Origin of the sequence: Nonomuraea sp. GTA35 (genome assembly GCF_041950525.1) — a bacterium.
Lineage (GTDB): Bacteria > Actinomycetota > Actinomycetes > Streptosporangiales > Streptosporangiaceae > Nonomuraea.
Genome location: NZ_JBGNUV010000003.1, coordinates 630390 through 643755, shown reverse-complemented (window position 1 = coordinate 643755; position 13366 = coordinate 630390). Strand labels below are relative to the sequence as shown.

General features: G+C 71.5%; 12 protein-coding genes. 7 read left to right on the top strand and 5 right to left on the bottom strand.

Annotated features, from left to right (window positions below):
• Positions 1-12: 12 nt before the first annotated feature.
• Complete coding sequence (locus tag ACBJ32_RS16160) at positions 13-2133, bottom strand: ATPase (protein ID WP_375127392.1); 2121 nt, start codon at positions 2131-2133, stop codon at positions 13-15.
• Between the two features lie 237 nt (positions 2134-2370).
• On the opposite strand from ACBJ32_RS16160, the gene ACBJ32_RS16155 reads away from it, so the two are divergent.
• The 3 genes from ACBJ32_RS16155 (at position 2371) to glpK (ending at position 5323) form a co-directional block, all read left to right on the top strand.
• Positions 2371-2817 (top strand): GNAT family N-acetyltransferase, encoded by a 447-nt coding sequence (locus ACBJ32_RS16155; protein WP_375127391.1) that lies wholly within the window; start codon positions 2371-2373, stop codon positions 2815-2817.
• 158 nt (positions 2818-2975) lie between these two features.
• Positions 2976-3782: an MIP/aquaporin family protein gene (locus ACBJ32_RS16150; RefSeq protein ID WP_375127390.1), complete on the top strand. Its 807-nt coding sequence runs from the start codon at positions 2976-2978 to the stop codon at positions 3780-3782.
• Between the two features lie 26 nt (positions 3783-3808).
• Positions 3809-5323: a glycerol kinase GlpK gene (gene glpK / locus ACBJ32_RS16145; protein ID WP_357868189.1), complete on the top strand. Its 1515-nt coding sequence runs from the start codon at positions 3809-3811 to the stop codon at positions 5321-5323.
• Positions 5324-5363: 40 nt separating this feature from the next.
• On the opposite strand, the gene ACBJ32_RS16140 is transcribed toward glpK, so the two are convergent.
• The 4 genes from ACBJ32_RS16140 to ACBJ32_RS16125 form a co-directional block, all read right to left on the bottom strand.
• A complete protein-coding gene (locus ACBJ32_RS16140) occupies positions 5364-6212 on the bottom strand; it encodes an ABC transporter permease (protein ID WP_375127389.1) in 849 nt (282 codons plus the stop codon).
• Complete coding sequence (locus ACBJ32_RS16135) at positions 6209-9166, bottom strand: CocE/NonD family hydrolase (protein ID WP_375127388.1); 2958 nt, start codon at positions 9164-9166, stop codon at positions 6209-6211. The genes ACBJ32_RS16140 and ACBJ32_RS16135 overlap by 4 nt, the downstream gene beginning before the upstream one ends.
• A 117-nt stretch (positions 9167-9283) precedes the next feature.
• Positions 9284-9721, bottom strand: coding sequence for a nuclear transport factor 2 family protein (locus ACBJ32_RS16130; RefSeq protein ID WP_375127387.1), 438 nt, complete (start codon positions 9719-9721; stop codon positions 9284-9286).
• Between the two features lie 109 nt (positions 9722-9830).
• A complete protein-coding gene (locus ACBJ32_RS16125) occupies positions 9831-10238 on the bottom strand; it encodes a PaaI family thioesterase (RefSeq protein ID WP_357868201.1) in 408 nt (135 codons plus the stop codon).
• A 122-nt stretch (positions 10239-10360) separates the two neighbouring features.
• Between ACBJ32_RS16125 and ACBJ32_RS16120 the strand changes: the two genes are divergently transcribed.
• The 4 genes from ACBJ32_RS16120 to ACBJ32_RS16105 are packed head-to-tail and all read left to right on the top strand — an operon-like array spanning position 10361 to position 13319.
• Entirely contained in the window at positions 10361-11686 is a 1326-nt protein-coding gene (locus tag ACBJ32_RS16120) for a cytochrome P450 (protein ID WP_375127386.1), read from the top strand.
• A 10-nt stretch (positions 11687-11696) separates the two neighbouring features.
• Positions 11697-11966 carry a hypothetical protein gene (locus ACBJ32_RS16115; RefSeq protein WP_375127385.1) on the top strand — a complete coding sequence of 90 codons (270 nt, stop codon included), beginning with the start codon at positions 11697-11699 and terminating at the stop codon, positions 11964-11966.
• A complete protein-coding gene (locus ACBJ32_RS16110) occupies positions 11902-12081 on the top strand; it encodes a hypothetical protein (protein ID WP_375127384.1) in 180 nt (59 codons plus the stop codon). Before ACBJ32_RS16115 ends, ACBJ32_RS16110 begins: the two co-directional genes overlap by 65 nt.
• 50 nt (positions 12082-12131) lie before the next feature.
• Complete coding sequence (locus tag ACBJ32_RS16105) at positions 12132-13319, top strand: hypothetical protein (protein ID WP_375127383.1); 1188 nt, start codon at positions 12132-12134, stop codon at positions 13317-13319.
• Positions 13320-13366 lie beyond the last annotated feature (47 nt).

Genomic DNA, 13366 nt, shown 5'->3' with positions numbered 1-13366 from the left:
GGTCGGCGAACCCTACCTCTCGTCGGAGGCGTCCGGGTCGTCCAGCGCGAGCGCGGACGCCTCATCGAGATCGAGCCGGGCGCCCTCTTCGAAGGCGTTCTTGTAGGCCAGCTCGCCCAGCCGCTGCCGGCAGTCACGCATGCACGTGTTGTGCTCGTCGGTCATCCAGGGCGCGCCGAGCTGCGGCAGCCCGGCGCTCTTCCAGTTCTGCTGGAGCGCGCCGAGCAGCTGGGCGGCCAGCGTGAGCCTGTCGGACAGCACGAAGATGCGCGCCGCCGTCTCCAGCGCCATCAGGGTGCCGAGCGTGTCGTGGAAGTGCCGCTTGATCCGCAGCGCCTCCCTGGCGTTCTGCAGCGCGTCCTGGATCCTGCCGGTCGCGATGCGGGTGCTCGCCAGCGCCCACTGCGCGTGGGAGCTGACCCACAGCTCGCCGCGCTCCTTGCACACCTGCAGGCAGTCCTGCAGCAGCGACTCCGCCTCGTACAGCTCGCCCTGCGTGGTCAGCACGATCGACAGCTCGACGATGGCGGGCAGCAGGCCGGGGTTGAGCTCCCTGTTCTCGGTGTTGAACTCGATCGCCACGCCGAGCAGCGCGCTGGCCTTCTGCAGGTCGCCCTGGAGCAGCGCCGCCGTGCCCTGCATCTTGGAGGCCAGGATCACCGCCCGCGAGTCGCCCACCCGGACGGCCTCGGTGCTGCACGTCTCGGCCGCCGCCAGCGCTCCCGCGCTGTCGCCCTGCGCGCTCTTGACGTACGACAGCACCCACAGCGCCTTGCAGCGCTCCTTGCTGACCGTGGGGTTGGCCTCCAGCGCCCGCTCCAGATACAGGCGGCCCTCGCGGGCGAACCCGCAGCACACCCACATGAACCACAGCGACGACAGCAGGGTCAGCGCGAGCGCCGACTTGCCGGGCGACTTGAGCGCGTGCTCCAGCGCCACGCGGACGTTGTCGTGCTCCTGCCGCATGCGGACGAACCAGTAGATCTGCCGCGGACCCGACCAGGCGTCCTCGCTGCGCTGGGCCAGGCTCAGGTAGTACTCCAGGTGCCGCTGGCGCATCTGCTCCTTCTGGCCGAGCTTGTCGAGCCACTCCTCGCCGTACTCTGCCAGGGTGTCGATCAGCTTGTACCGCACGCCCGCGTGGTTGCTCCTGATCAGCAGGATCGACTTCTCCACCAGCCCGGTGACCAGGTCGGTGATGTCCTCCGACGGCAGCCGCCCGTCGGAGCAGACGAACCGGGCCGCGTCGAGCTCGAAGTCGCCCGCGAACACCGACAGCCGCGCCCACAGCAGCCGCTCGGCCGGCTCGCACAGCTCGTGGCTCCAGCCGATGGCCGCCCGCAGCGTCTGGTGGCGGGGCAGCGCCGTACGGCTCGCGCCGGCCAGCAGGCTGAACCGGTCGGCCAGCAGCCCCAGGATCTGCTCCACCGACAGCGCCCGCAGCCGCACCGCGGCCAGCTCGATGGCGAGGGGGATGCCGTCGAGCCTGCGGCACAGCTCCGCCACCGGGGCGATGTTGTCCTCGTCGAGCACGAAGTCGGGCACGCTGGCCCCGGCCCTGGCCGCGAAGAGCTGTACGGACTCGTTGGTGAACAGGCTCTCGGCCGGGTCGTCGCCGGGCACCTGCAGCGGCGGCACCGGTACCACGTGCTCGTACGGCAGGTGCAGCGACTGGCGGCTGGTGGCCAGCACCTTCAGGTTGGGCGCCGCCTCCAGCAGCTCGTGCACCAGCTCGGCGCAGCCCTGCACGAGGTGCTCGCAGGTGTCGATGATGAGCAGCATGTCGCGCTCGCCCACCCACTCCGACAGCGATTCCGACTCCGCCCGCGACGACTGGTCGGCGATGCCGAGCGCGGAGGCGATGGTGTGCTTGACCATGCCCGCGTCCTGCAGCCGGGCGAGGTCGGCGAACCAGACGCCGTCGGGGTAGTGGGAGCGCACCTGGTGCGCCAGCCGCAGCACGGTGCGCGACTTGCCCACCCCGCCGATGCCGGTGACGGTCACCAGCCGCGACTCGCCGAGGTGCCGTTTGAGGTTGGCGAGCAGACGAGTGCGGCCGACGAAGGTCGTGAGCTCCGCCGGCAGATTGCCTTCACGCCGCCAGCCTGTAGGGGTGGCCATGAGCAGCCTCACGGGGGGGTAGGCGACACCTGCCTTCGCATCGTACCGCCGTGTTCGCGGCCTGTCCTTGGACCCGCGGACACGCCCGGTGCCGGTTTGTACGCCTGGGTAGCATGTCTGTCGTGGAGGATTTTCTACCTGAGCAGACCGCCGACGACACCGATCTCGGCTGGGGTGACTGGCGCGAGACCGACAGCGACTCCTTCTACCTGGAGAACCGGCCGCCCCACTGGGACTAGCATCCCTTCCGTGTACGCCCTGCGCCCCGCCACCCCCGCCGACTACGACGCCATCGCCGCCGTGCTCGACGACTGGTGGGGCCGCCCGGTCGCGGCCGCCCTGCCCAGGCTCTTCCTCGACCACTTCCACCGTACGAGCCTGGTCGCCGAGGGGCCCGGGGGCGAGCTGGCGGGCTTCCTGATCGGGTTCCTGTCGCCCTCGCTGCCGGACGAGGCGTACATCCACTTCGTCGGCGTCGCACCCGGCGCCCGCAAGGGCGGGCTGGCCCGCACCATGTACGAGCGCTTCTTCGAGCTGGCCCGCGGCGACGGCCGCCGCGTCGTCAAGGCCATCACCGCGCCGGTCAACGGCACCTCCATCGCCTTCCACCGCCGCATGGGGTTCGCGGCGAGCGAGCCGGTCCCCGGCTACCACGGGCCCGGCACGAGCCTGGTCACCTTCAGCCGTCCCCTCTAGGCCGCGGGCCTCACCGCCCCTCGGCCTGCCGGTTCCCGGCGTCGAGCGCCTCGGTCGAACCCATGCGCTTTCATCACTCTTCGCAATGTTTTGAGCACGAAGCGTGTTCGCTCTCCGGATCAGGGAATGCACACAGGGCCGCTTCAAGGAGGTGACCGGTGGCCGGACGTCCCGCCGGGAGAGGGCTGACGGGGGAGCTCGTCGCCGAGTTCGCGGGGACGATGGTGCTCATCCTGTTCGGCGCCGGCGTCGTCGCGCAGGTCGTCGCCGCCCAGCTCGGCGACCACGACAGCATCGCCTGGGCGTGGGGGATCGGCGTGATGCTCGGCGTCTACGTCGCCGGCCGCACCACGGGCGCGCACCTCAACCCCGCCGTCACGGTGGGGTTCGCCGTCTTCAGGGGCTTCCCCTGGCCCAAGGTCCTCCCGTACGCCGTCGCGCAGACCGCCGGAGCGTTCCTCGCCGCCCTCATCGTGCGCTGGAACTACTCCGAGGTGCTGGCCATGGCCGACCCCGGCCACACGCTCAAGACGCAGATCGTCTTCTCCACCCTGCCCGGCAACGGCACCCTGCCGGTGGACCTGTGGGGCGCCCTGCGCGACCAGGTCATCGGCACCGCGATCCTGCTCTTCGTCATCTTCGCCCTGTCCGACACGGCCAACATGGCGCCGAGCGCGAACCTGGGGCCGTTCGTCATCGGCCTGCTCGTCGTCGGCATCGGCATGTCCTTCGGCACCGACGCCGGCTACGCCATCAACCCGGCGCGCGACTTCGGGCCGCGCCTGGCCAGCTTCCTCACCGGCTACGGAGGTGCGTGGCGGGACCAGTACGGGGACCTGTACTTCTGGGTCCCGATCGTCGGCCCGCTGGTCGGCGGCGTCCTCGGGGCCGGGCTGTACCAGGTGTGCATCTCCCGCTTCCTCCCGCAGGGCGAGGACCGCGACACCGTGAAGCCGTCCGACTGAGGACCTCGAGGAGAGAGCAGAGCACCATGCCGGACTTCGTCGGCGCCGTCGACCAGGGCACCACCAGCACCCGCTTCATGATCTTCGATCACGACGGCGCCGAGGTCGCCAAGTTCCAGCTCGAACACGAGCAGATCCTGCCCAGGGCCGGCTGGGTCGAGCACAACCCGATCGAGATCTGGACCAGGACCGCCGCCGTCATCCAGACCACGCTGCAACGCGCCGGCCTGCACGACAGCGACCTGGCCGCCCTCGGCGTCACCAACCAGCGCGAGACCACCGTCGTGTGGAACCCGCGCACCGGACGCCCGTACTACAACGCCATCGTGTGGCAGGACACCCGCACCGACCGCATCGCCGCCGCCCTCGAACAGGACGAGCGCGGCCAGGTCATCCGCGACAGGACCGGCCTGCGGCCCGACGCCTACTTCTCCGGCGGCAAGATCCAGTGGATCCTCGAGAACGTGTCCGGCGTCCGCGAGGCCGTCGACCGCGGCGAGGCCGTCTTCGGCAACACCGACACCTGGACCGTGTGGAACCTCACCGGCGGCGTCAACGGCGGCGTGCACGTCACCGACGTCACCAACGCCAGCCGCACCATGCTGATGGACCTCGACACCCTCGACTGGGACGACGAGCTGCTGTCCTACTTCGGCATCCCCCGCGCCATGCTCCCCGAGATCCGCCCCTCCGCCGACCCCGCCGGCTACGGCGCCACCTTCCGGTACGGCTCCTTCGGCGGCGAGGTGCCGATCACCGCCATCCTCGGCGACCAGCAGGCCGCCACCGTCGGGCAGGTCTGCTTCTCTCCCGGCGAGGCCAAGAACACCTACGGCACCGGCAACTTCCTGCTGCTCAACACCGGCACCGAACGCGTACGCTCCCAGAGCGGCCTGCTCACCACCGTGGCCTACAAGTTCGGCGACCAGCCCGCCGTGTTCGCGCTGGAGGGCTCCATCGCGGTCACCGGCTCGGCCGTGCAGTGGCTGCGCGACCAGCTCCACGTCATCACCTCCGCGGGCCAGAGCGAGACGCTGGCCCGCCAGGTGGCCGACTCCGGAGGCATGTACTTCGTGCCCGCCTTCTCCGGCCTGTTCGCCCCGTACTGGCGCGCCGACGCCCGCGGCGCCATCGTCGGCCTGTCCCGCTACAACACCGACGCCCACCTCGCCCGCGCCACGCTGGAGTCCATCTGCTACCAGAGCCGCGACGTCGTCGAGGCCATGCAGCGGGACTCGGGGGTCGTGCTCGACGTGCTCAAGGTGGACGGCGGCGTCACCGCCAACGACCTGTGCATGCAGCTCCAGTCCGACATCCTCGGCGTGCCGGTCAGCCGCCCCGTCGTCGCCGAGACCACGGCGCTCGGCGCCGCGTACGCCGCCGGCCTGGCCGTCGGCTACTGGAAGGACACCGCCGAGCTGCGCGCGCACTGGGCGGAGTCACGCCGCTGGAACCCGACCTGGAACGAGGAGCGGCGCGAGAAGGCGTACGCGGGCTGGAAGAAGGCCGTCACCAAGGCCTTCGACTGGACCACCGGCTGACCTCATGAGATGGCCGGCCATCTCATGAGGTGGTGGCTCGCTAGCTGACCACGTCCTTGCGGCGGAAGCGCCGGAACGCCACCGCGATCAGGATCGCCGCGTACGTGACCGACACGGAGGCGCCCTTCACCATCCCGCTCCAGTCCAGCTCGGGCATCAGGGCATCGGTCCAGGCGGTGTTCCAGAACGTCGGCAGGAACTCGCGCACCACCCCCAGCGCCTCGACCGCCTGCAGGATGGTGGAGACGATCCACAGCCCGACCGCCCCGCCCACGGCGCCGAGCGGGGAGTCGGTCATGGTGGAGACGAGGAAGGCCAGGGCCGCCACCACGAGCTGGCTGACCAGCGCGTACCCGATCACGATCCCGAAGCGCGGCAGCACGTCGAGCGCCGGGATGGTCTCGCCCGTGCCGGGCACCGTGATGTCGTCCCAGCCGAACGCCAGCGTGCCGGCGAGCAGCCCCATCAGCGGCAGGCAGATCACCGCCGCCGCCGAGTAGCCGAGCGCCACGATCAGCTTCTGCCGCAGCAGCCGGTCGCGCGGGATCGGCGCCGCCAGCAGGTACCGCAGCGACGACCAGTTGGCCTCGCTCGCCACGGTGTCGCCGCAGAACAGCGCGACCGCCACCACGAGCAGGAAACTCGCCGACACCGACAGGACGAACGCGGCGAAGTTGAGCCCGCTCTGCGTCGCCAGGTCCGACATGCGCAGCGCCGACTGCCCCTGCGAGCTCGACTGCGGCCCGATCTGGAACGCGATGACGAGGATCCACGGCAGGGCCAGCAGCAGCGCGAACATGCCCAGCGTGCGCCGCCGCTTGAACTGCCTGACGATCTCCACCCGCAACGGCAGCGTGCGGTTCGGCGCGTAGCCGGTCGCGGCGGTCATGGCTTGTCTCCGATGAGGTCGAGGAACACGTCTTCCAGGCGCGGCCCGTGCCCGTTGGCGACGGTGGCGGCCGAGCTCAGCAGCCGCGACACGGGGCCGGCCGAGACCAGCCGCCCGCGCTGCATGACCACCACATGGCTGCAGGTCTGCTCCACCTCGGCCAGCATGTGGCTGGACACGATCACGGTACGGCCGTCGCGCGCGTACCGCTTGAGCACCTCCCGCATCTCCCGGATCTGGGGCGGGTCGAGCCCGTTCGTGGGCTCGTCCAGCACGAGCAGGTCCGGGAGGCCGAGCATGGCCTGCGCGATGGCCAGCCGCTGCCGCATGCCCTGCGAGTACGTGCGCGTGGCCCGGTCGAGCGCCTTGCCCAGGTTCGCGATCGCCAGCGCCTCCTCGAAGTGCGCGTCGGCCCTGGGGCGGCCGGTGGCGGCCCAGTACAGCTCGATGTTGTCGCGCCCCGACAGGTGCGGCAGGAAGCCCGGCCCCTCGACGAACGACCCCAGCCTGGACAGCACGGGCGCGCCCGGGGTCACCGGCTCCCCGAAGATGCGGATCTCGCCGGAGTCCGGCCGGATGAGGCCCATCATCATGCGCATCGTCGTCGTCTTGCCCGCGCCGTTGGGGCCGAGCAGGCCCAGCACCTGGCCCCGCTCGACCCGGAACGACAGGTCGTTGACGGCCAGCTCGCCGTTCCGGTACGCCTTCGTCAGGCCACTGATCTCCAGCGGCACCTCGGCCCCGCCGCGGCCGTTCGAGGACGCGCCGTCGCCGTTGGAGCCGGCGACGCCACTCTCGCGGTCAACGGTGCTGCTGCCGTTGCCCGTCTCGTTGCCCTCGCCGGCGCCGCCATCGCCCGTCCCGTTGGCGGCGGCGGCGCCAGGTGCGCCGTTCGCTGCGGCCACCGTGGAGGCATCGTCAGCGGCGCCGTCGGCGGAGCCGGCGTGCGCCGTGCCATCGGCGGTCACCATGTGCGCCGTGCCGTCGGCGGAGGCGGCGTGTGCCGTGCCGTCGGCGGTCACGACGTGCGTCGTGCCGTTGGCGGCGGGCGTGAGGAGTGGAGCGTCCGTCGTGGCCTGCGGCAGGCTCTGACCCCGGCCTGCCGGCCGGCGGCCGGAGCGGGACGTGGTGCGGCCCGTGGCCAGGAGGATCGCGGCGATCACCACGGCGGACAGCGGCATCGCCCACACCCACCACGCCACCCCGGTCGGAGCGGCGGCCAGCGTGCCCACCGTGGGGACGCTGACGGCGGGGGAGACGAGCGAGACCTTGAACGCGGCGGGCTGCGCGGGCGTGGCGAAGCCCATGTCGGTCGTGGTCACGACCAGCCGGAGCCGGTGCCCCACGGCGAAGCGGTGGTCCACCGCGGGCAGGCTGACCGTGGCCTCCGCGCTGCCCGCGCCCTCCGGGATCGTCACCCGCACGGGTGCCACCAGCCCCGCGGGCAACGTGGGCAACTGGGTGTCGTCCGCCACGTCGTACAGCTTCGCGAACAGCGTCGCCTCGCCCTTGCCCGTCACCTTGATCTTGACGGTGGGGCTGCCGGTGAGCTGCAGCGGGGCGGTGAGCGGGCCGGACTCGAACGCGGCGCTCTGGCCCGGCATGTCGATCGAGACACCACCGGTGTTCTGGCCGCCCAGCAGCCCGCCGATGCCCGGCACGGTCGAGATCGAGGCCGGGGCGCCGCCGGGCGGGTTGACGATGTTCTGCTCGGGGCCGTTCAGCGCGACGGTGGTGGTGCCGGTGCCCGCGAGGCCGGGGTAGGAGGCGGCCTCGGGGTGGAGCCGGATGCGCTGGCGGGTGCCGGGGTCGCGCCCGCCGTCACGCGTCACCGTGAACGCGCTCACCGGCGGCGCGGCCTGCCCGGAGCCCTCGCCCTTGAGATGGCGCGCGAACCAGGCCGCCGACTGGTCGAAGAGCCAGTCGGCCTCGCCGTTGCCGCCGTCGTGCCCGCCGTCGAACCAGGCCAGGCTCACCGGCGTGCCTGCCGCGGCGATGGCCTTGGCGTTGGCGTCGGCGTGGCTGAGGGGGAACAGCGAGTCGCGCTGGCCCTGGATGAGCAGGGTCGGAGCCTTGATCTGCCCGGCCACGGTGATCGGGCTGGACCTGCGCAGCAACGCGACGGCCTCCGGCGTGGCCCGGCCGTCCTCGGCGACCTGCTGGTAGATGTCGCAGATCGCGGGCAGGAACCTGCCGCACCGCGCCTGCTCCTCCGTCACCGGCCCCGCCGCCGCCTCCCTGCGCCCCAGCAGCGACGTGGCGTCCAGCGAAACGCCCTGACCGAAGAAGATCCCGGCCCACATGCGCTTGAAGACCCCGCTCGTGGCGGCGCCACCCACCCCGGCACCCGTGCCCGCCCCGGCGCCCGCCCCGGCGCCCGTGCCTGCGGCCGTGCTCGTGGCGGCGTTGGGGAAGAGGGCGTCCGCCAGGTCGGACCAGGTGATCTGCGGGACGATCGCGTCGACCCGCTGGTCGTGGGCCGCCGCCATCAAGGCGATGGCCCCGCCGTACGAGCCGCCCGCGATGCCCACGCGCGGGTCGCCCGAGGCGTCGAGCCGGACCTCCGGCCGCTTGGCGAGCCAGTCGATGAGCTGCTTGACGTCCTTGACCTCGTAGTCGGGCGAGTTGAGCGCGATCTGCCCGGTCGAGCGGCCGAAGCCGCGAGCCGACCAGGTGAGCACGGCATAGCCCTGCTGGGCGAGGCGGACCGCCTGGTCACGCATGCTCTGCTTGCTGCCGCCGAAACCGTGGGCGAGCATCACGGCAGGCGCCTTCCCCCCATCAGGGGGTGGGAAGAACGTCGTATCGAGCTCGACCCGTTGGTCGTCGGCTGGTCCGTCGACGACGGTTATTCGCTGGTCCTGGGCCCGCACCTCCGGAGCCGACGGCCACACGAGCCACGTCGTCACCCCGATGAGGGCGAGTGCCGCAACCAGGGCGGCCACACGCTTCATGCGGCGAGCCTACTTTCCGCACCTGAGAGATCGCTGAGACGGCACTCACGCCGGGACCTGCCGAAAGGTGCTCGCCGAGGTGGACCGGTGGATCACGGAGCCTGCGGAGGACACCCGTCACGAGGCCTGGCGATCCGGGGCGGTGGTCTCCGAGTGCGCCCGGGCCACGGTGAGGCTGTCCTCGTAGATGTGGTAGCGGGTGATCAGGCCGTCGGTGACCGTGAGACGCAGGGCGAACGCGGACGTGTAGGGCCGGCCCGTGGCCGCGACGGTCTGCGTGAACTCGCCGAGCACGACCGCGTCGTCCCCGTCGACCAGGATCCGCGTGACGGTGGTGCTGTTGAGCTCGGGCACGTGGTAGGTCCGCAGCGCGCGGAACAGATCCGCCGCGTCACCGCGGCTCGAACGAGGACGGATCCACGGCACCGACGGATGCCCCTCGGCGGGCCAGTTGTACAGCCAGTCGCACTCCTCGGCGAACAACTCGGCGGCCCGTTCGGCGTCACCCTCACCGATCCGGCGAAGCAGCTCCTGCACAGTGTCCGAAGTCGTCATGATCCATCCTCCATGTCCGTTATGGCGGTGCGTGCACTCGTCAGTCTCCTCGGATGGGTGCGGCTTGGCGATTACCTGTGAGATAAGGCGGACGGCTATCCGGACGCGGTCAGCCCAGGATCGCGTAGACCGTGGTGGCGTGGGCGGCCGTCTCCGCGCTGCCCTCGGCCGTGAGGGTGACCTCGGAGAAGGCCAGCGTGCGCCCCAGCTTCGTGATGCGCACGTCGAGCAGGACATCCTTGCCCACCACCGGCCGCTGGAACGTCGTGGACTGCTGCACCGTGGTCATCGGCACGAACCCGCCTCGCGCCGACGAGATGGCCAGCACCGTGGCCGTGTCGGCCGCCGCCATCATGGCCTGCCCGCACAGCCCGCCGCCCTCCCTGGCCAGCTCGTCGGACCAGGGCAGCCGCACGATCGCATGGCGGTCGCCCACCTCCTCCACCCGCAAGCCGAGCTGCCTGATCCAGGGGGCGAAGTATTCCTGGAGAATCGCCTCAGCGTCTTCTGGAGTCACGGGCTCATCATGCACGCTGGACGGGGCGGGTGAGAGGCCCGGCCAGGAGCCTGTGGACAAGTCGCCGCGGCCCGCATCCGGCTGTGGAGAACGGGTCCGAAGGACGGGAGAGGGGAGACGGCATGCCGGCGATGAACGACGGTCACCCAGCGGGCCGGTCCGCGGTCGAGATCTTCACCCCGTCCACCTACGACACGGCCGTCCCGTACGACCTGTTCGCCCGCCTCAGAGCGGAATCTCCCGTCCGCTGGATCCCCGAGCCCCCCATCGGCCCATGGCGTGAAGGCCCCGGCTTCTGGGCGGTGTTCAGGCACGCCGACGTCAAGCACGTGCTCCGCACCCCGGAGGACTTCTCCTCCCACCTCGGCGCCACCCAGATCCGCGACCCCGACACCCCCGCCGACCTGCGCTTCGTCCAGGACCAGATGCTGAACATGGACCCGCCGGACCACTCCAGGCTGCGCAGGATCGTGGCGGCGGCGTTCACCCCGCGCGCCGTACGGGCGCTGGAGCGCACGATCGCCGAGCGGGCGGCTGCGCTGTTCGAGGCGGGGGAGTGCGACTTCGTGGAGGTGGCCGCCGACCTGCCCGTGTGGACGCTGGCCCACGTCATGGGCGTCCCCGCGCAGGACAGGCGGCTGCTGTACGACTGGGCGTCACGCGTGATCGGCTACCAGGACGACGACTACGCGGGCCTGTCCACGGCGGACGCCGAGTCCCTCACTCCCATGGGACGCCTGGCGCTCGCGGCCAGGCCCGAGCTCGGGCCCGGCGTCAACCCGCGTTCGAGGGCCGCGCTGGCCGACATGTTCGCCTACGCCCACGCCCTGGCGCGGACGCCCGTGGACGGCGAGTCCGTCATGGCCGCCATGCGCAAGGCAGGCCTGACGGAGGCGGAGTTCGAGAACATGTTCTTCCTCTTCGCCGTCGCCGGCAACGAGACCCTGCGCAACGGCATTCCCGGCGGCCTGCTCACCCTGCTCCAGCACCCCGCCGAGCTGGCCCGCCTGCGCGCCGACCCCTCCCTCCTGGACTCCGCCATCGAGGAGATGCTGCGCTTCTGGCCCCCGGTCATGCACTTCAGGCGTACGGCGACGCGCGACCTCACCCTCGCCGGCCAGACCATCCGCGCAGGTGACAAGGTCGTGGTCTACCACGCCTCCGCCAACCGCGACCCGTCCGTCTTCCCCGACCCCGACCGCTTCGACCTGGGCCGCACCCCGAACGACCACGTCACCTTCGGTTTCGGCCCGCACTTCTGCCTGGGCGCCCACCTGGCCCGCGCCCAGTTCCGCACCGTCTTCCGGGAACTGCAGACCTGGGACGTCGAGCTCGCCGGCAGCCCGCGCCGGCTCACCTCCAACTTCCAGAACGGGCTCAAGCACCTGCCGGTCCGCCTGCGCCGCCGCGGCCGAAATGCCTGGAAGGGGGCCGCGCCTCCTGCCTAGGATCACCGGCATGGAGGAATACCTGCAGATCAACCAGGCCAACTGGAACGCGCGCGTCCCGATCCACCTCGCCGGCGACTACTACGACGTGGCCGGCTTCAAGGCGGGCGGCAGCGCGCTGCGGCCGTTCGAGCTCGCGGAGGCGGGCGACGCGGCCGGCCGCAGCCTGGCGCATCTGCAGTGTCACCTGGGCCTCGACGCGGTTCGACCACGGCATGGGCGACGTCGTCACCGCGGTCGCGGCGGCCGGCCTGCGCGTCGACTTCCTGCACGAGCATGACCACACGCTCTTCCGCCGCTTCGCCGACCTGGTGGAGGCGGACGGCGCCTACCGCCGGCCCGCCGGCGCCCCCAGGATTCCGCTCATGTACTCCCTGCGGGCCTCGTCGAGGTAGAACCCCCGCGATCGGACCGTACGAGGCAGATGACCGTAAGATTCTCTGCCGTGAAGTCTCCAGCATCGTTCAAGAGGGCCGCCGCCTGGGCCCTGCCCTACTGGACTCGCGGCGAGGCGGGCCGCGAAACTCCGCAAGACCTGTTCAGGGTGCTCTATTTCGGCTGGCTGGCGGCGTTCACGCTCAAGGTGCTCGGCTCGGCCTGGGACGTCTCGTGGCACTTCAAGTGGCTGCGTGACGACCTCGCCCCGCCGCACCTGCTCAACTCCGTCGGCACGGTCATCGCCGTCGCCCTCACCGTGATCCACGGCTACACCGGTTACGGCGTCGACAAGCTCGCGCTCAGGCTCATCCAGTGGGGCACGGGGATCTTCCTCGTCGCGGTGCCGCTCGACCTGATCAACCACCGCGTCAACGGCCTCGACATCACCTCGTGGAGCCCGTCGCACATCCTGCTCTACGTTGGAACGTTCTTCATGATCGCGGGCGTGATCCGCGGCTGGTCCATGGGGGCGCGGCAGGGGCGCGAGCGCGTGGTCGTGCTCGGCGCCTTCCTCGCGTTCTTCCTGGAGAACATGCACTTCCCCGAGCAGCACCAGGAGTACGGCATCCTGTCGCTCGGCGCGTGGGACAACAACGCGACCTACGCCGAGCCGATCCTGCTGGAGTTCGCCGCCGACCAGATGGGGCGGCCGATCGATCGCACGATGATGGCCGGGTTCACCCTGCCCGTGCCCGACTACCTGTACCCGGTCTACGCCGTGGTGGGGGTGCTGTCGGTGCTGGTCGTGGCCAGGCTGATGGTCGGCAGGTTCGGCGCGGCCACGCTCGTCGCGGGCAGTTACGTGCTGTTCAGGACGCTGATCTGGCCGCTGCTGACCTTCACCGGGTTCCCGCCGTCGGCGGTGCCGTTCTTCATGGTCGCCGCCGGGCTGCTGGTGGACCTGGCGTTCCTGGTGCGGATGCCGGTCGTGCGCGCGGTGCTCGGGGCGGCCGGGGTGACGGCGGTCACGTACGGCGCGCTGGTGGTGCAGAGCGCGGTCATGGGCCCGGTGTACGGCGCGATCAAGGGCCAGGAGGGCCTGCTGGGAGCGCCCCCGCCGGCCACGCCGTCGGCGGTGTGGGCGGGGCTGGGCCTGCTCGTCACCTGGCTGGCCATCGAGTGGGTCGCGGGCAAGCGCAGGCCCCAGCCGATCGGGGCCACGCCGCGCCCGGTGGTCGCGCCGGCGACGCCGTAGCGGGCCCGCGGGGCGGCAGCCGTTCCGCCGCCCCGCCCGCGAGCGGT

Bases quoted from the DNA above. Each gene is read 5' to 3' on its own strand.
- ACBJ32_RS16120 (WP_375127386.1), top strand. From the start codon at position 10,361: ATGCCGGCGATGAACGACGGTCACCCAGCGGGCCGGTCCGCGGTCGAG.
- ACBJ32_RS16110 (WP_375127384.1), top strand. From the start codon at position 11,902: ATGGGCGACGTCGTCACCGCGGTCGCGGCGGCCGGCCTGCGCGTCGAC.
- ACBJ32_RS16130 (WP_375127387.1), bottom strand. From the start codon at position 9,721: ATGACGACTTCGGACACTGTGCAGGAGCTGCTTCGCCGGATCGGTGAG.
- ACBJ32_RS16135 (WP_375127388.1), bottom strand. From the start codon at position 9,166: ATGAAGCGTGTGGCCGCCCTGGTTGCGGCACTCGCCCTCATCGGGGTG.
- ACBJ32_RS16115 (WP_375127385.1), top strand. From the start codon at position 11,697: ATGGAGGAATACCTGCAGATCAACCAGGCCAACTGGAACGCGCGCGTC.
- glpK (WP_357868189.1), top strand. From the start codon at position 3,809: ATGCCGGACTTCGTCGGCGCCGTCGACCAGGGCACCACCAGCACCCGC.
- ACBJ32_RS16140 (WP_375127389.1), bottom strand. From the start codon at position 6,212: ATGACCGCCGCGACCGGCTACGCGCCGAACCGCACGCTGCCGTTGCGG.